Genomic DNA, 16,158 nt, shown 5'->3' on the forward strand with positions numbered 1-16,158 from the left:
GGCGCTCTTGATAATTTGGCGGCAATGTCCCTGATACTGAGTTTTGCTACCAGCCCTCTGGATATCTCCTCTCTTTCATCAAGCGAAAGCGCTAATCGGTGCCGTTTTCGCACGGGAGGACGGTAGCCGCCAGTCTGGTGGATAGTGGGCATAATGGAAGAATGATATCTGTCGAACATTCTGGCGATATCATGCAGAGAATCACCTTGCTTATATCTGTCCCAGATAATTGCTTTCTGCTCTGGCGTGTAGTTAATCCGAGTTCTTCGTTTCATGGCAACGTCCCCCTTGATTAAGGATAGCGTTGCATCGACCCATTGAACTCACAGCGATGAGCGGATATTCACACCGACTGATAGCTGATTTTGAGTTACCAAAAAGAGCACTCCTATTCAGTACTAAAAAGATGGTAATGTTTCATAAAATCTCTTAGGCCTTGCAGGAATGGTTTTGAAATGAATGGATCTTGTTTGTGTGGAACAATTGAATTTGAACTTACTCATAAACCAGCAGTGTTTTATCGTTGTCATTGCTCGCTTTGCAGAAAGCAGAGCGGCGTGGGTTACAATCTCGCCACACTAGTGAAAGACAGTGAGTTTCGCTGGATAAAGGGGAAAAACTGCGTTGCTTCATGGTCTAAGCCAACGGGGTACCGTACAGATTTTTGCAATGTATGTGGCTCAACTGTGCCTAACAGTCTGCGAGACGTACCTTATGTCTGGGTTCCTGTTGGTTTAATTGACGAACGTCTTGACATGGAATGTGCAGGAGACTTCTGCACTGATGATGCAATGCCCTGGGATGAAACCCGCTCACCTAGTGGCCACGCTGGACCTGTCGAGTCGCTTGCCTCGCTTTTAAAGTGCCTGAAACTCAATTCCTGAGCGTCCGCACCCAGCACAAAGCGGACATCAGTATTCAAAAAAATATAAAAAACGATGATTTTACGTATAGCATTTGCTATACGTGGTGGTTGTGCTATTTTTGTAAAGCAAATGCTATACAAGAGAGGTGTGTATGAAATCAGATGTTCAACTCAACCTAAGAGCTAAAGAGTCTCAGAGAGCACTCATCGATGCCGCTGCAGAGATCCTTCATAAATCGCGAACCGACTTTATCCTGGAGATGGCCTGCAAGGCAGCGGAGAATGTGATCCTTGATCGCCGTGTTTTCAATTTTAACGACGAACAGTATGCAGAGTTCATCGATATGCTCGATGCACCAGTCGAGGATGAGCCCGCCATTAATAAACTACTGGCAAGGAAACCTCAGTGGGACGTATAACCGCGCCCGAGCCGTTATCCAGCGCTCATCAGCTGGCTGAGTTCGTCAGTGGAGAGACCGTCCTCGATGAATGGCTAAAACAGAGAGGTTTAAAAAAACAAGCTCTTGGCGCTGCCCGAACGTTCGTTGTTTGCAAGAAGGGTACGAAGCAAGTAGCTGGTTTTTACTCTTTGGCCACCGGTAGCGTTAACCATACGGAAGCTACAGGCAGTCTTCGGCGTAACATGCCAGATCCTATACCGGTGATTATACTCGCTCGCCTGGCGGTAGATGTCTCATTGCGCGGAAAAGGGCTTGGCGCTGATTTACTTCATGATGCAGTACTTCGTTGCTATCGGGTTGCCGAGAATATAGGTGTACGTGCAATCATGGTTCATGCGCTCACAGAAGAAGCCAAAAATTTCTACATTCACCATGGTTTCAAACCATCACAAACTCAGCCGCGGACACTGTTCCTCAGACTCCCTCAGTAATGCGAAAGGACCTTTTGTTCGGAACTTTATGAGCAATAATTAAATAGTGCGCATGCGGTTAGTTCAATAGACATACTTCATGTGAGAAGATGGTGAACGAGTTATTGGCTAGACAAGAATGCACGTGCAGTAGGAATGCTGTGGAATGGATAATACAGCTGCGAAATTGATTATTTAGCATTATAGGGAACAAAAAAGAGCCCATGTATTAAATGGACTCTTTCTCTGATGCCTCGGTTAATCTGTCCAACTTTTTGGGGTCAGTACACCACACGAGGCCATCTGCTTGACTAGACACCAACAGAGTAGCCTCTTAGCTGCCGTAAGGCAAGGAGAAAAAGGCTATGAAACTGCCACCTAGTAACCTGTTATGGTGTGTATTAATAGTGTGTCTCACACTACTGGCATTCACCTACCTGACCAGAAAATCGCTCTGCGAAATCCGGTACAGGGACACAACCAGGGAGGTGGCGGCTTTTATGGCCTACGAGTGCGACAAGAAGTCGTCCAACATATTGTTTTGATAGATATTTATACAAAACCAACTATCCCATTAGTTGTAGCCTACCGAGGCAGGCAAAGCTGGCAACGGCTCTGTCTGGAGCCCTTGGAACAATGTAGCTTAGTAAATATTGCTTCAGTAAATCGTGAGAGGAACTGATCGCTGCTAGCATCGTGCGGCGAAGGCGCTAGGCTGAACGGTATGATTAACATAGTGAACTGTCGTTTTAAACGTCGTGACATAAAACAAGCCAAAGATGCTGTCAGGCTTGCACCAAAAGGTAAGGGGTATGGTGATTCCTGTTCGTAGTAGGAATGCATGGGCTATAACTCCCCCGGCGGATAGACAGAATCTAACCCGTTCATGTGTATGTTGTTCGGAACTTGGTAAGCCTGTATTTATGCCCTATGGGCAGGGAAATCGTAAGATAACCTGATGTAGATGCAGGTAAAGGAGGATGGAGAAAGCGAATGCCATACTGTAATCGTGTGGATAGAGGTTCAAAATTTGCCTCACGGGAAACCGGGCAGACTTCCATCGGGTCTTTGTTCGTGTGACATCTGAGAAGGTCTTCAGGGATGGCAGGTAAGGAAATTACGACGAATAGCGTAACTGCGGCCATCAACGGCGTCGGATGGCATTCCATTAACTGGAAACGAGCTCACCGACACGTTAAGACCATACAGACGAGGATCGCGAAGGCAGCAAGTGATCAACAGTGGCGCGCGGTCAGTCGATTGCAGCGATTGCTGGTTCGCTCTTTCAGTGCCAAAGCTCTGGCAGTGAAAAGAGTTACTGAAAACAACGGGCGTAATACACCCGGAGTCGATGGACAAATATGGAATACCCCAGAAGCAAAATGGGCAGCGGTGTTTAAACTCGAAAGGAAGGGGTATAAATCCCGACCACTCAAGAGAGTTCATATACCAAAATCTAATGGCAAAACGAGGCCATTAGGAATTCCTGTAATGCTGGACAGGGCAATGCAGGCCTTACACTTATCCGGACTCGAACCCGTATCGGAGACACTTGCAGACCACAACAGTTACGGTTTCAGACCCGCGCGATGCACGGCTGATGCCATTCAACAGGTATGCAATATGTACAGTTCCCGATATGCATCGAAATGGGTACTGGAAGGCGACATTAAAGGTTGTTTCGATCACATCAATCATGATTGGCTGCTTGAACATATCCCTATGGACAAGCATATACTTCGAAAATGGTTGAAAGCCGGAATCATCGAGAAAGGCTCTTTTAGCGAAACGTTCTCCGGAACGCCACAGGGAGGGATTATATCCCCTGTGCTGGCGAATATGGCTCTGGATGGGCTGGAGGGCGAACTTCAGACTCGCTTTGGGAAGAAACGTTCGAAGAAATCATGGAAGAACCAAGTTCATCTGGTTCGCTATGCTGATGACTTCATCATATCTGGATGTTCAAAAGAAATCTTGGAAAATGAGGTGCTCCCTGTAATAGCCCCCGTTTAAACCGGACACTTCACCAGTAAGACATAGGCATAGAGCTATGTTTAAGGAGTGTCCTGTGCAAAGAATCGAAGTGATCACTGGCGAGCAAAAGCGCCGCCGTTATACTCCCGAAGAGAAAGCCCGTTTTGTAGCGCTCGCCATGCAGCCCGGCTACACCGTCTCACTCGTTGCCCGGCAATATGGCATCACTCCCAGTCTTCTTTTTAAGTGGAAACGACTCATGAACGAGGGTGGCAAGTCTGCGATCGCCGCAGGCGACGAGGTGGTCAGCGTCTCCGAGCTCAAAGCGCTGGAGAAAAAAGTCAAACAGCTTGAACAGATGCTGGGACGCAAAACGATGGAAGCCGAAATCCTTCGCGACGCGCTTGAGATAGCCCAGGCAAAAAAGTTGATATCGCGCATGCCATTGCTGCCACCGGACGATATCCCCTCATCCGAATAGCAGAAGTGCTCTGTGTATCGCGTTCGAATCTGTATGACCGGTTACTGGATAAACGCCAGCACCGGTCAGCCCGCTACAGCAAAGACGATGACGCCCGACTGTTACCGCTTATCCGCCAGATATGCAGCGAGCGGGCAACAAACGGCTATCGTCGCGTGACTGCGCACCTCAATCGTGCGCTGAAGGAACATAACTGGCGAGTTAACCCCAAACGTATTTATCGGATCATGCAGGCGAATAACCTGTTACTGGCAAAATCTGGCCATAAAAAGCCAGAACGCTGCCATACCGGCAGCGTCGTGACACTTAAGTCGGATACGCGCTGGTGCTCAGATGGCTTCGAAATCCGCTGCTGGAATCGGGAAGTCGTGCGGGTGGTGTTCAGCCTTGACTGCTGTGATCGTGAAGCCATCAGTTGGTCGGCCACAACAGGCGGTATAAACAGCGTTATGGTGCAGGATCTGCTGACAGAGAGTGTAGAAAAGCGCTTTGGAAATACGCTTTACCTGCCACACGCCGTTGAGTGGCTGACCGATAACGGCAGTTGCTACATAGCGGACGCGACAAGGACGTTCGCTGCCTCACTCGGGTTCATCGTGTGTACGACGCCAGTGCGTAGCCCGGAGAGCAATGGGATGGCTGAATCGTTCGTGAAAACGTTCAAGCGTGACTACGTGTATGTGAATGACCTGCCGGATGCGGTGACCGTAATGGAAAAACTGACAGAATGGATGGAAGACTATAATAACTGGCATCCCCATAAAGGACTGAAAATGCAGTCACCGAGAGAATACAGAAGCTCATTACTAGCTATAAATTAACCGTGTCCGATTTAGCGGGGGCAACTCCACTCCCTTTCGTGACTTCATTCCTCCTAAAGAGGGGACTGACACTATCGAAAGAGAAAACCGTTATCACACATATAACAGATGGGTTTGATTTTCTTGGGCAACACATTCGACGCTTTGATAATAAGCTTATTATCAGACCTGCGAAGAAAAACGTGAAATCCTTTCTCGCAAAGGTCAGAAATACTATTGATGAAAATAAAACCGTCCCCGCATGGCTGTTGATCTATAAGCTAAACCCTCTAATTAGGGGGTGGGCAAACTATCATCGACATGTGGCATCGGCCAGTACATTCAACAATGTTGATCACCAGATCTGGCGAAAAATATGGCAATGGTGTGCAAGAAGGCATCCAGGCAAGAGCCGCCGATGGGTATTTCGTAAGTACCATACGACTATCAAAATGCGGAACGGGATGTTCTAAGGTATCGACTCGGATGGACGAAAATATGTTCTCCAGCGAGCCGGAGCTGTGCACATTTTCCATCATGTGAAAATCAAAGGGGCGGCAAATCCGTTTGATACCGAATGGGAAGAGTATTTTGAAAAGAGATTAGATTACTCTTGGAGAGAATCCCGACAGGGTCAGAAGAAAATCCTCGTAATATGGAGGAAACAAGGATCGTACTGTCCTTTGTGTGAACAACCCATAACTCGAAAGACTGGGTGGAACATACATCATATCCTCAAGAAATCTCTTGGCGGAAGTGACAATCTGGAAAACTTAGTCCTGCTGCATCCAAATTGCCATCGGCAACTACACAGTAATGACGCCGGTCCCAGTTGAATGAGGACTTTCAAAGGCTTGAGCGGTATGCGGGGAAACTCGCACGTACCGTTCTTAGGGGGCGGTGGTACAGTAATGTGCTGCTGCTACCCGACATCCGCTAAGTAGCCAACCCCGGCGGAGGGCAACCTCCGCCATACAGGGGCTGAACTGTCTGGACATGCCTGAAGCGCTTTATGAAGGGGTTACCAGTGCGCTGGTAGCCCCTTTTTCCTGTAGACAGGAAAATAAAAAAGCCCGCACGATCGGCGGGCAAAGACACTCATCTATCTACACAGGGAGGAAATGAATCGCAAACCAGTTTAACACAGAGTATTACCGGTCATACCTGGTCACCAGTCTGAAATAGTCCAGTTCAGGAACACCTTCTATATCGCGAAATCTTCTTCATCAAGAGGGGTTGGACTGTCTGACAGTTTCGTTGAAAGCCAGCTTTTACAGCTAAACAAAAACAATGGAGCATTTCCAATTGTCGTTGTATCAAATCAAACTTTTGCTGTTTTCAGCGCTTTGAGGATGTTCTCAAGCTGTCGCTTCATGCTCGCGGCACCTGTGCGAGGATGGCATGCACTGAATGGACCCTCGGTATCAGGGTCATATGTGTCTACCAGTTCCTCCAGCACAGCGATACACTCAGATAAATGCTTGCCGGCGATATCTCTCTTTTCTTTACGCTGAGCTCCTGTATGGGGCTTTGAGGAAGCCATGAGATCCGGTTTAACGGGCATAGTGAATCTCCTTTTCCTTATGAGTGATATCAGTTTTGGGTAGTACCATTACCTGACATGTTGTTAAGCGCTTCTACCTGCATCAAGTCCAACCTCCGAAAAATCGTCGTCAATCGCGCCAACTCAGCACATCCCGGGAACCTCCGGGCGGGATTATAGTAACCTGCGTCAGGCGGCTCCGGATAACGTACGCACTGTCATTCGTGAACGTGAGCGAAGTGGGACAGACTGGACAACTCTTGCACTTATGTACTGGATGATGAGCAGCAACAACAGCCATGCATCCTCGCTTACATCCAGTGATAAAGGGTGGATTCAGCAACAGATAGAAGAGCAGGAAAGTAGCGGTGCAAGCCGCGAGGCAGCTATCAATGAGCTCAAAACTGCCGGGGTAGATACCTCATCGATGACGGTTGCGGATAACAGCCAACACGCGTCGACTGTCTCCTTCTCCTACGATATGCCGACAGAATTAAAGGCGGGTAAGGTCTTGACGTTCGTTGTAAATGCCACATGGAATGATAAAAAACAGGCTCCGTCATGCGAGTTGCAAGGCGCAAAATTTATGGCAGAGAAAGACAAATTATACGGCATGTGGAAAGCACCTGAAACTGTTGGGCAGAAAACGCAAATGAAGTGCAAAGCGTTTGGTGTGGAAGAAATTAAAACGCTGGTGTCTGTCTGACTGGACAAACATTGCCAGTTGCTGATGGGGGAGCCATGCGGTTCCCTTTATCGCTCATCGTAAAGTAAGAAATTTAGTACCAACAAATTTCGTAACTAACTTTTGGACGATTAGCTTAGCCTCAACCATTTTTTTAAGAAATTTGGTATTATAAGACCTGGTCTTCTCTTATTCAGGAATGCATTATCCCATTGCTGCAAATAGTCATCTCTGAAGACTACGCCCCAATGCTGTTTACCATCTAATTCGCGAGTTCTTAAAGCATAATCATAAATGTTTATTAGAATATCGATTGATGAGTCCCATATTTCATTAGTTAATTCAATCCCTTCTCGCGCTGCGAGTTGAGGGTAAAAGTGTTGAAGGCCGATGGCATACTCGGGCTTACAGTATTCAACAAGAAAACCGTTAAAGATGCCAGGTGAGAAAACTCTATCGTATCCACCATGCCATAATGTTAAAGAATTCAACCAATTGATTGCTTCCAGGTCTTCCATATCCTCTAGCAAGACACCAGATTGTATGCCCTGTTCTCGGCAATCTAACACTGAAGCTACGTTCTCCATAAGCATTGTATATGCTTCTGTTGGTTTCATTATTTTTAAATCCATCAATTAGACCATCCTTTAAAAATCTAACAGTGCCTTTAATGTAGACATCGTCTGTAATAATCCCAAAAAGATAAAAACGCCAGGTCAGGTAATTTCTTCCATCCTGTCAGCATTTTATTCAGGTCAAAGGCGGAAGGGAGTTTTTGTCCGGCCTCAAGAATACGCTGCGTCTCTGCCAGGGCGTAATTCCAGACAAAACGGGCGCAGCCGCACATCTGACGCAGTCGTTGCGCCTGTGCATCTGTCGGGTTGAGTCTGTATTTATACGCTTTCTGGATTAGCATTTTGCACTCAGTGTGTATTGAGATGACCTGTATAAATAACCATATGCACATCACGGAGTCAACAGGTGCAGGAAATAAACAGAAGTCGTCATTCTGCCTATTTATTACATGTTCACATTGTTTTTGTGACTAAGTACCGCCGTAAAGTTTTCGGTGAGTTACATCTGGAAAAAGTAAATCAGTATGCAGGTGAAGTTTGCGGTGATTTCGGTGCTGTACTGAAAGAATGTGACGGAGAAGCCGATCATGTTCACATGCTGGTCGAATATCTTCATGAGTCGGTGTCTCACCCAGCTTACCGAAGCTGGCATAAAGTGAAGGCAGACGGGCCCGTCCTTCTCCCTTTTTCGCCAGAGGGAAAGCGCGAAGCATGGTGGCAGCCTCCCAGTCACAACAATAGGATGGTGTGCACGGCTGCTGACGCCATGATTCAGCGATAGAGCCGGAAAATACGGGGTCAAAGCCGGTATCATTAACCAGAGTCATCGTGACCTGTACTGCGGCTGGATGATCTCCTGCTACTGCAACTGCCAGGCGACCGCGGCTTCCTTCAGGTAGTCCCAGTCCTGCCAGAGAGTCGGCGAGTATATTGTTGAAGGCTTTGATAACTGGATGCCCAATCTGCTCCTGAACCCATTCACTTTCCGTCTGACCTTCATCCAGCGCAGCAATCTGCGGATCACGCAGACCTGGATAATAGTTGCTCGTGTCAATGACAGGGACATGTGGAGGTAAACCCGAGAAAAGCCCATCAGGCAGACTACTCACCGCCGGGAATGGAATTGACAGAATAACGGCATCTATGTCAGTAACTACACCATGAATGTCCGCCGGCACTGCGTTAATTTCACTGGCAAATTTCCTTACAGCGTCTAAACCGCGTGAATTTGCCACTTTTACCTCATGCCCAGCTTCGCTTAACTTACGTGCAAGCGTACCGCCAATATTGCCTGTACCAATTACGCCGATTTTCATAGTTAACTCCTGAAGTTGTATGCAATAGGGGGTACACTAATCCCATACTGTGATAACAACAAGAACCTACAAGATAGTGGGTTGCTTACCTGGAGGTAAGTATGGAAAGAGATTGGCGTTGTGATGAACCTGAACAACGACTCGTATGGACGCAGGTTACCAGCGAAGCACTGAAGATTATTGAAGGTAAATGGAAGACAATAATTTTATGCCAGCCTTTCGCCGCTAAAGTTCCACTGCGCTTTTCTGAGCTTGAACGTAGGATAGAGGGTGTAAATCAAAAGATGCTCATACAGCAGCTTAAGCAACTGGAAAAGGATGGGATTGTACTACGGACGCTTTATCCTGAAGTCCCGCCTCGTGTTGAATATTCCCTCACGGAACTAGGAACAGCACTGGGTCCATCTATGGCGGCATTGATTGAATGGGCCCTACTGCGTCGGGAAACTCTTGGCCTTGAGTCTGGTTGAGATTATCAGGCCGGTATATCCCGGATTGTTTATATTTCCCGAAATGATGTGCGAAACTTGTTTCGTGAAAACCGACGTTCGCTGTTCGCTTAAAGCAGCCTGTCAGCTTCGCTTTGTTAAAAAACGTCCTTACCGTTTGAGACTTTCCGTTTTACAGGCGATCCTCTACTTCAGATGATAATCCAGATAGCAAGAGGTACGTCCGTAACCAGTTTGACCCTCATATTTTCTTATCCCACCACCTGAGCTTCCTATGAAATATCGCCTACCAGCTCAGCTATAACTGCATCACCGCTGATTGCGCAATCGGGTACATCATTTCCTATTTCTGCGGAACCCGAAAATTATGGATATTGCCAGCTTTGAAAAATTGATCGCTCTGGTTGAAGCCTCCGGCATTGGCGAACTGGAAATTGCCGAAGGGGCAAGCTCCGTGCGTATCAGCCGCGCCATCTCCAGCCCCACGGCGGTTGGGTCGTCCGCCGTATCTGCGGCTTCGTCCATCCGCTGTTGGAAATTCAGATTCAGGCCGCACAGGCCAGGGCTATCGTGTCTGTACCAGCGACGGAACACATCACGCTGTCCCCGATGGTAGGAACCTTTTAACTCTCACCGGGTGCAGGTCACTTCAGCCTTAAAATCGGTTGCTTGGTAGTTATGTGTTCAATCACAAAGATGGATTGCAACAGACCTGAAGTGAACGCACTGAACATTTTATTCATAATTAATAATTGATGATGTGTTGTGTGTAGTATATAGTACACACCTATGAACATAGGAACCGTACTCAGAGAACAGCGTGAATTTCTGCGCTTACACAGCAAATCATTTTCTTTGCGTCAGGTTGCTCTGCGTGTAGGAATCGAACCGGCATATCTCAGCAAGATCGAACGTGGAGAAACCGCGCCTCCCTCAGAAGCTACACTGAAAAAAATTGCACATGAACTACAACTGGATCCTGACGTCGTCCTAGCCATGTCAGGGAAAATATCGTCGGATTTACAGGAAATTATCTGCTCACGTCCGCTGCTTTTTTCCCAGTTGTTAAGACAGTTAAAAGACGCACCTGAAGCAGCTGTATTGCGTATCGTTCGTGAGGTGACAGATGGTGAATGGTAAAAGGAGAGAATTGTGATTGAACTTCATCAGAATCAGTTGGTTATCTCATTTCCGGAAGTGCACCCGAAGGCCTCTGGAACAGTCTCATTTCAGCGAACATTACGTGTACCAGACAATGACCGCATATATCCATTACCTGCAGGGCTTGGAAGGTTTCAGTTGGATCATATAGATAACTACGCTGAAAAAATTCCCGCCTGTATGCTCAAAAAAGGCGGTGTAGTCATGCCAATATATAATTCAGAGTCCATGTGGATTAACTTCAGCAGTGATTATCCTATAGCTATGAAGATTGCTACAGGAAAAATTAATGCCATCACGGGATTACCATGGCATAATGAATTATCTCATCAACCTCAAGACTTCATCGATTTATCACGTCAATATTGGCTGGATGGCTTTAATGACGGCCAGGGTACAGTACGGCAATTTACCTCTGTACCTTTACAATCAGGTTATACAGTAGAAGAGCAAGTCACAGGATCTGCAGAAGTTGGCGGATTACAGATTATCGCCTGGCCGATGAAAGCATCCGTATATGATACCATTCAGAAGGCTAAAAGAGAAAGAGAAGAACGAGAGGCAAAACGAAAGCAACGACGCAAGAACTATCTGGAGCCAGAATACAATGACCTTTACTGTCTGATGGGAATGGGAGCTGGTGGCCGAATTGCTCAGAAAATTAAAGAGGATGTATTTGGACCTGCAGCGTGGGATACAAATAATAGTTCACGCTGTTTTATCCATTTGATTAATGCATCTGACTGGCACAAACTAACTGGTTATCCCATGCCCCGCCCCCCCATAACCAGCAGAGATTACAAAAAGAATAAGCTGCCGTGGTTTAAATGCTACGAGGAAAACACAAAGGGACTAACTGGCTCAGTCATTCTAAAAAAAATAAAAAGCATACGGTTTTTATCAGGTAAAAAACAAAGAGAGAATGTTTTTGCAAATGAAAATGACACTATTCTTATCCGTCAAAGTGATGAGGTCGTACGCAATGGTAAATTATGATTCATTCATGAATAAGTTTATCATTCGATTACAAACTTATTGATGATGACAGAAAATAAAGTAAGAAATTCCGATCGCCACGGATATGAATTTGCCGCTGAATTTATCATTGAATTATCGGCAATGAATACATTGTTTCAACATCCGAAAGCCACAGGAATTCACTCATTGCAACGTACATTTGACTTGATATATCCATGGGGAACTATCAACTTCACAGAAGAATGCTTAGATGATAACTGTAATCCTGATGGTGTTGAGCTTGTTCGCGTTACCATCAAAAACGATGTCAATATATACATTTACCGTAAACCAGAAATTGTGTGGTTTGATGTTAGTCAATTGATGGAGGGAGAGTTTGGTTCCGCTGCATATCAGGCAGTAGCCGATTATGCTCTGAATACCGGGCGAATATTTATTGGCGATCCAGCAGGGCTATCTGATATCGCGATACGAAGACGTACTGAGGCGATGCTGTCTTCAGCGATCAAACATGGTGGCACCGAACATATTGAGCCGCATGAACGCCAGCTCAGCGGTGAAAATATGCTAGGAATACCACCTTTAAAATGGCGATCAGGAAATAATATTTACAATATCAGTTCAATGATAGAAGCATCATTGTGCTCAGTGAAAAACACTCTGCCGGAGATAGATAATGTCAGATACGACTTCACAACCCGAACCTTCCGCACAGGTGAAGGCCAGCCCCTTACTGATGGAATGCTACGCGCTTGGAGTTCCTGTCCACGAGTTAGAGCGGCAGGCGCCGGGGCGCTACACTTAAAAGAACGATATTCCTCAATACCCTGGCATGCGTAGAAAGCGGAGAAAGATCCCGACTACTGGAACAGGTTCTATGGCAGCGGGATAAATTCGTAGGGGAGGCACTGACAAGTACATTTTACTAAAATAGTGGACGAAAGCTTATTAGAAGAAATAAGCGACCTTGAAGAAACATGGGCGATATGACAACCGCTCAGAATTAATATATTGACATAGAATAGGGAATAAAATGCTTGTTGCTGGAATTATAGTGTTTTCTTTGAATGTTTTATTTCGCGGTTTCATGTTACCTGCTGAGTACAGTTTAGGAGCTGATCATTACACTGACTACGCAAGAATATTTTTCAAGCCTGTTAATATAGCCATTTACTGGCTTATTGAGAAAGCAAGCCGCTGGGGAGGAACTTTCTTGATCGTTTTTAGTATTGTAGGATTCCCTCACGGACTCATGATGTTTTTGGGGGCAAGTCTACTTACTGGTTTAATTGCCTGTATTTTATCCCCAGCGCTATCAATGCTTCTTGCAATAAAGATACACCCTTACTTTAAGAAGACACTTAAAGATGCAAACAATAAACAATAAACAATAACAACTCCATAAATATAATCTAATTTTATAGCAGCTTGATCCCATAAAATGGTAAGCAGCATAAGATGAACGTTAACGAATAAAATCAACTAATGCCACATATTTTAAACAAAATCATAAAGAGGAAAATGTTATGTTCATTCGTACTATCATACTGTGTTTTGTCACTTTTGTACTAACTTCCTGTGTAACGGGAGAGAAATTTTCTAAAATCAGACAAGGTATGAGTCGTACAGATGTGATTAACAAGCTGGGGTCTCCTGATGGTGTGCAAACACAAGGTACAGCTGAACTGTTAACCTATTCGAATCGATTCATGTCCGACTGGTCATGGGATAAAGCGGACTATCAAGTGTTACTAAATAACGGTTTTGTTGTTCAGTATGGTGCGACCAATATTTATCACGATAAGGGCATGGGGGAAAGAATGATAGCGGCTGGTCAAATCATGCAGCAGAATACCCCCGTACAAACCAACTGTCATCAAGTTGGCACATCAGTATATTGCTCAAGTTATTAATAATATCTATCCACTAACACCGGCTTAAACGAAAGGAAACTTTATGGACTCATCTCAAAAAGGGGGCTTTACAGGCCATAGAACATAGTGTATCCGTGGGATACACAGTTGTTATCGCTGACTGGCTATGAAAAACAGTCATTGTTTATGCGCTGCACAGGTCCGGAAAGTTACTTTTTTCCTCGGCCATCGACACAGCACCCCGGCAGTTCTGCCCGGTAAATTCAGGGAGCTGACGTTTTCTTCTCCCGGCCGGGTAAGCAGACCGTCTTCGTAGTGTGTTACCGGGAGTCACGACGTCAGGAACAGACAGAACAGTGAGGTTTACGTGAATGAATCATCAATAAAAACCGAAAATGTGTTCCTCTTCTGGGAAGCCATTGAAGCATTAACCCCTCAGGATATTGATAAGGAAAATGCCCGGGACAAACTCAACCCGGTTTACAAAGTAGGCGCAGGAGCCATGCTTCCCTGGGATGACCGGGAACATACCCGTAAGGATGTTGCGCCTGGCAAAGTGTGGCGCTACTCCGCTCAGGCAGGGGTTTATCATCTATGCGTAATTTCCAAAATGCTGGAGGATAAAATTGGTGCCCATGAAGCGGTACCTGAAGAACGCAAAAAAGGGACATGCAGGCTCTTTGACATTGGTTTCAATGAAGAAGGTAGCCCGACTGACAGCACGTGGAGCACAGCTTGATCTGCAAGCCCCCTTTGCTGGCTCTATCGTGAAATTAAACGATCAGCCCGGAACATTTATTCCCAGCGGGCAGCCAGCCGCACTCTTTTTACCTATTAAACCGCTCATTATTAGAGCTGAGTTAAATGAAAGTTATTTAGCGGGGGTGAAAGTCGGTATGCAGGCCAAGGTGTAAATTGATAATGACAGCGAACGGGTGGATTTACCCCCAGCGCACGTCATCCGCATCAGCTCCACCTTTGCGGCAAGCCAATTGCAAGAGAATGCCCAGCAGAGCCAGGGACGGGTTGTAGAATGCATTCTGGCATTTGATAAACAACCATCAACCCGAGTCGGACAGAATGCGGTGGTGAGCTTTTATGACTGAGCATAATGTATTTTTACTCGATATTGAGGAGTCGTTAATGGATATCGCAATCAATCCCGGTCAGCAATTGAACTGGGTTGTACAATGTGGTTTTGATTGACCCTGACCTGAAATCCTGCGCCACTAAGAAACAGAATGCCGGCATGATCTACGCTCACTGAACGGAGGTGGTGCCGATGAAAAAATCACGATTCACCGAAGAGCAGATTGCCTATGCCCTGAAGCCGGCTGAACTGGGGACGTCCGTGCCGGAGGTCTGCCGTAAGCTGGGCATTTCTGATGCCACGTTCTATATATGGCGCAAGAAATACGGCGGGATTTCTCCTTCGGAGCTGAAACACATGCGGCAGCTTGAGGAAGAGAATCTCAGGTTTAAAAAGCTGGTTGCCGATCTGAGCCTCGACAAGGCCATGCTGCAGTATGTGCTGGCAAAAAAGAACTGACGCTGGCGCGTCTGCGCGTATGGGTCCGGGACCTGCAGGCACGCTACGGAGCCAGTGAGAGGCATGTCTGTTTTGCGCTACGGGTCAGCCGCAGCTCTTTCCGCTACCGTTCTGTAGCAGCAGACGACAGTGCGCTGCGGCTCCGTATCAGGGAGATCACCGAAACCCGGGTTCACTATGGCTACCGCAGGGCTCACGTCATGCTCAGGCGGGGGGCTGGCGGGATAATCATAAACGCATTTACCGACTCTACAGCGAGCAGGGGCTGTCCCTGCGTCTCAAACGCCCACGCCGGAATAAATCGGCATAGCGCCGACAGCCCCAGCCTCAGGGGCTGTATCCGAATAATGTCTTTGTCTCTGACGCCTTATTTGACGGGCATCGGTTACGTCTGCTGACAGTCATTGATCTCTACACGCGAATGTCTGGGGATCTGCGTGGGCCAGAATCTGCGCTCAACGGAGGTCGCAGAGATGCTGAACACCATTGCGCTCAGATGAAAACCGATAACGACTCTTAATTTGCAGGGAAAATGCTGGACAAGTGGGTGTATGAACGGGGGATCCGCATAGACTTTTCCCGGCCGCGAATACCGATGGACAATGCCACAGTGGAGCCGGTCAATGGCAGGCTTAGACAGTAATGTCTGAACGAGAACTGGTTCATGTCTCTGGAGGATGCACAGTGCAAAATCGAAACCTGGCGCATACACTATAACCAGAGGCGTCCCCATTCTGCACTGGGCTGGATGACGCTATCCGAATTCGCTGAGAAGTCTGCCGGTTGGCAGAATATGCAGCCAACATGAAGACGGTTATTCCTTTACGACTGGATCATATCCGGGGTCAGGGTCACACAACCGACATTACTAACTGAAGGTTGTATCTAATCCCGGGGGCCGGTCACAGCATGTACGTATCGTCAATGCCAGCTGGTAACTGAACTGGCATATCGGTTAGCTCAGGCACACTACTTCAATCATGTACTTTATTTTATCATCAACTTGCAGATCAACTAGACCAGCAACTACCGCAATG

At 46.7% G+C, this 16,158-nt stretch carries 18 protein-coding genes and 7 pseudogenes; 20 read left to right on the plus strand and 5 right to left on the minus strand.

Features of this window, described 5'->3' with window-relative positions:
* Positions 1 to 275 (minus strand): helix-turn-helix domain-containing protein (locus CW267_RS14690; RefSeq protein ID WP_133124742.1); only part of this gene is annotated, 275 nt, incomplete at its 3' end.
* Between the two features lie 180 nt (positions 276 to 455).
* Between CW267_RS14690 and CW267_RS14695 the strand changes: the two genes are divergently transcribed.
* From CW267_RS14695 to CW267_RS31315, 9 genes and pseudogenes are all read left to right on the plus strand, one after another.
* Positions 456 to 884 carry a GFA family protein gene (locus tag CW267_RS14695; RefSeq protein WP_004901287.1) on the plus strand — a complete coding sequence of 143 codons (429 nt, stop codon included), beginning with the start codon at positions 456 to 458 and terminating at the stop codon, positions 882 to 884.
* Positions 885 to 1,017: 133 nt separating this feature from the next.
* Complete coding sequence (locus CW267_RS14700; RefSeq protein ID WP_003026799.1) at positions 1,018 to 1,284, plus strand: DUF1778 domain-containing protein; 267 nt, start codon at positions 1,018 to 1,020, stop codon at positions 1,282 to 1,284.
* Positions 1,272 to 1,757: a GNAT family N-acetyltransferase gene (locus CW267_RS14705; protein WP_101148636.1), complete on the plus strand. Its 486-nt coding sequence runs from the start codon at positions 1,272 to 1,274 to the stop codon at positions 1,755 to 1,757. Before CW267_RS14700 ends, CW267_RS14705 begins: the two co-directional genes overlap by 13 nt.
* Positions 1,758 to 2,101: 344 nt before the next feature.
* Positions 2,102 to 2,257: pseudogene (locus CW267_RS14710) on the plus strand (type I toxin-antitoxin system Hok family toxin); the annotation flags it as partial.
* Positions 2,182 to 2,418, plus strand: a pseudogene (locus CW267_RS31305) (hypothetical protein); the annotation flags it as partial. The pseudogenes CW267_RS14710 and CW267_RS31305, both read left to right, overlap by 76 nt.
* Before the next feature lie 419 nt (positions 2,419 to 2,837).
* Positions 2,838 to 3,740, plus strand: a pseudogene (locus CW267_RS14715) (reverse transcriptase domain-containing protein); the annotation flags it as partial.
* A 46-nt stretch (positions 3,741 to 3,786) separates the two neighbouring features.
* Positions 3,787 to 5,012, plus strand: a protein-coding gene (locus CW267_RS14720) for an IS3 family transposase (RefSeq protein ID WP_165454839.1) whose coding sequence is annotated in 2 segments (ribosomal slippage) — positions 3,787 to 4,129 and positions 4,129 to 5,012 — 1,227 coding nt in all. Because the reading frame shifts where the segments join, the coding sequence is not laid out codon by codon here.
* A gap of 182 nt (positions 5,013 to 5,194) precedes the next feature.
* The gene (locus tag CW267_RS31310; protein ID WP_227521851.1) at positions 5,195 to 5,464 is read left to right on the plus strand and encodes a group II intron maturase-specific domain-containing protein; all 270 of its coding nucleotides are present in this window, start codon (positions 5,195 to 5,197) and stop codon (positions 5,462 to 5,464) included.
* A gap of 66 nt (positions 5,465 to 5,530) precedes the next feature.
* Positions 5,531 to 5,827 (plus strand): HNH endonuclease, encoded by a 297-nt coding sequence (locus tag CW267_RS31315; RefSeq protein ID WP_227521858.1) that lies wholly within the window; start codon positions 5,531 to 5,533, stop codon positions 5,825 to 5,827.
* A 485-nt stretch (positions 5,828 to 6,312) separates the two neighbouring features.
* Here the strand turns inward: CW267_RS31315 and CW267_RS14730 are convergent, their stop codons facing one another.
* Complete coding sequence (locus CW267_RS14730) at positions 6,313 to 6,555, minus strand: hypothetical protein (protein WP_004144071.1); 243 nt, start codon at positions 6,553 to 6,555, stop codon at positions 6,313 to 6,315.
* A 256-nt stretch (positions 6,556 to 6,811) separates the two neighbouring features.
* Between CW267_RS14730 and CW267_RS14735 the strand changes: the two genes are divergently transcribed.
* On the plus strand, positions 6,812 to 7,240 hold the full coding sequence (locus tag CW267_RS14735; RefSeq protein ID WP_227521852.1) for a hypothetical protein: 429 nt from the start codon (positions 6,812 to 6,814) through the stop codon (positions 7,238 to 7,240).
* 110 nt (positions 7,241 to 7,350) lie between these two features.
* Here the strand turns inward: CW267_RS14735 and CW267_RS14740 are convergent, their stop codons facing one another.
* Together CW267_RS14740 and CW267_RS14745 are read right to left on the minus strand one after the other, a co-directional pair.
* Entirely contained in the window at positions 7,351 to 7,851 is a 501-nt protein-coding gene (locus CW267_RS14740; RefSeq protein WP_227521859.1) for a hypothetical protein, read from the minus strand.
* 71 nt (positions 7,852 to 7,922) lie between these two features.
* Positions 7,923 to 8,135, minus strand: a pseudogene (locus tag CW267_RS14745) (helix-turn-helix domain-containing protein); the annotation flags it as partial.
* A gap of 35 nt (positions 8,136 to 8,170) precedes the next feature.
* Here CW267_RS14745 and tnpA point away from each other — a divergent pair.
* Positions 8,171 to 8,404, plus strand: a pseudogene (gene tnpA, locus CW267_RS14750) (IS200/IS605 family transposase); the annotation flags it as partial.
* Here tnpA and CW267_RS14755 read toward each other — a convergent pair.
* Positions 8,400 to 9,110 (minus strand): annotated as a pseudogene (locus tag CW267_RS14755) (NADPH-dependent F420 reductase); the annotation flags it as partial. The pseudogenes tnpA and CW267_RS14755 overlap by 5 nt on opposite strands.
* Before the next feature lie 101 nt (positions 9,111 to 9,211).
* On the opposite strand from CW267_RS14755, the gene CW267_RS14760 reads away from it, so the two are divergent.
* The 9 genes and pseudogenes from CW267_RS14760 (at position 9,212) to CW267_RS14805 (ending at position 15,929) form a co-directional block, all read left to right on the plus strand.
* A complete protein-coding gene (locus tag CW267_RS14760; RefSeq protein WP_100781661.1) occupies positions 9,212 to 9,580 on the plus strand; it encodes a winged helix-turn-helix transcriptional regulator in 369 nt (122 codons plus the stop codon).
* Between the two features lie 768 nt (positions 9,581 to 10,348).
* Complete coding sequence (locus CW267_RS14775; protein ID WP_032455384.1) at positions 10,349 to 10,699, plus strand: helix-turn-helix domain-containing protein; 351 nt, start codon at positions 10,349 to 10,351, stop codon at positions 10,697 to 10,699.
* Between the two features lie 12 nt (positions 10,700 to 10,711).
* The gene (locus CW267_RS14780; RefSeq protein ID WP_100781660.1) at positions 10,712 to 11,716 is read left to right on the plus strand and encodes a hypothetical protein; all 1,005 of its coding nucleotides are present in this window, start codon (positions 10,712 to 10,714) and stop codon (positions 11,714 to 11,716) included.
* A 42-nt stretch (positions 11,717 to 11,758) separates the two neighbouring features.
* Positions 11,759 to 12,538 (plus strand): hypothetical protein, encoded by a 780-nt coding sequence (locus tag CW267_RS30070; RefSeq protein ID WP_133124652.1) that lies wholly within the window; start codon positions 11,759 to 11,761, stop codon positions 12,536 to 12,538.
* Positions 12,539 to 12,731: 193 nt separating this feature from the next.
* The gene (locus tag CW267_RS14785) at positions 12,732 to 13,085 is read left to right on the plus strand and encodes a hypothetical protein (RefSeq protein ID WP_100781659.1); all 354 of its coding nucleotides are present in this window, start codon (positions 12,732 to 12,734) and stop codon (positions 13,083 to 13,085) included.
* A 139-nt stretch (positions 13,086 to 13,224) separates the two neighbouring features.
* The gene (locus CW267_RS14790; protein ID WP_100781658.1) at positions 13,225 to 13,611 is read left to right on the plus strand and encodes a hypothetical protein; all 387 of its coding nucleotides are present in this window, start codon (positions 13,225 to 13,227) and stop codon (positions 13,609 to 13,611) included.
* A 328-nt stretch (positions 13,612 to 13,939) separates the two neighbouring features.
* A complete protein-coding gene (locus CW267_RS14795; RefSeq protein WP_227521854.1) occupies positions 13,940 to 14,311 on the plus strand; it encodes a hypothetical protein in 372 nt (123 codons plus the stop codon).
* Positions 14,268 to 14,486, plus strand: a complete 219-nt coding sequence (locus CW267_RS30615; protein WP_227521855.1) for an HlyD family efflux transporter periplasmic adaptor subunit — start codon at positions 14,268 to 14,270, stop codon at positions 14,484 to 14,486. Before CW267_RS14795 ends, CW267_RS30615 begins: the two co-directional genes overlap by 44 nt.
* 368 nt (positions 14,487 to 14,854) lie before the next feature.
* Positions 14,855 to 15,929, plus strand: a pseudogene (locus CW267_RS14805) (integrase core domain-containing protein).
* Positions 15,930 to 16,158 lie beyond the last annotated feature (229 nt).

This window comes from Klebsiella sp. X1-16S-Nf21 (assembly GCF_002837615.1).
Classification (GTDB): Bacteria; Pseudomonadota; Gammaproteobacteria; order Enterobacterales; family Enterobacteriaceae; genus Klebsiella; species Klebsiella variicola.

Bases quoted from the DNA above. Each gene is read 5' to 3' on its own strand.
- CW267_RS14695 (WP_004901287.1), top strand. From the start codon at position 456: ATGAATGGATCTTGTTTGTGTGGAACAATTGAATTTGAACTTACTCAT.
- CW267_RS14700 (WP_003026799.1), top strand. From the start codon at position 1,018: ATGAAATCAGATGTTCAACTCAACCTAAGAGCTAAAGAGTCTCAGAGA.
- CW267_RS14730 (WP_004144071.1), bottom strand. From the start codon at position 6,555: ATGCCCGTTAAACCGGATCTCATGGCTTCCTCAAAGCCCCATACAGGA.
- CW267_RS14735 (WP_227521852.1), top strand. From the start codon at position 6,812: ATGATGAGCAGCAACAACAGCCATGCATCCTCGCTTACATCCAGTGAT.
- CW267_RS14740 (WP_227521859.1), bottom strand. From the start codon at position 7,851: ATGGATTTAAAAATAATGAAACCAACAGAAGCATATACAATGCTTATG.
- CW267_RS14760 (WP_100781661.1), top strand. From the start codon at position 9,212: ATGGAAAGAGATTGGCGTTGTGATGAACCTGAACAACGACTCGTATGG.
- CW267_RS14775 (WP_032455384.1), top strand. From the start codon at position 10,349: ATGAACATAGGAACCGTACTCAGAGAACAGCGTGAATTTCTGCGCTTA.
- CW267_RS30070 (WP_133124652.1), top strand. From the start codon at position 11,759: ATGATGACAGAAAATAAAGTAAGAAATTCCGATCGCCACGGATATGAA.
- CW267_RS14785 (WP_100781659.1), top strand. From the start codon at position 12,732: ATGCTTGTTGCTGGAATTATAGTGTTTTCTTTGAATGTTTTATTTCGC.
- CW267_RS14790 (WP_100781658.1), top strand. From the start codon at position 13,225: ATGTTCATTCGTACTATCATACTGTGTTTTGTCACTTTTGTACTAACT.
- CW267_RS30615 (WP_227521855.1), top strand. From the start codon at position 14,268: ATGAAGAAGGTAGCCCGACTGACAGCACGTGGAGCACAGCTTGATCTG.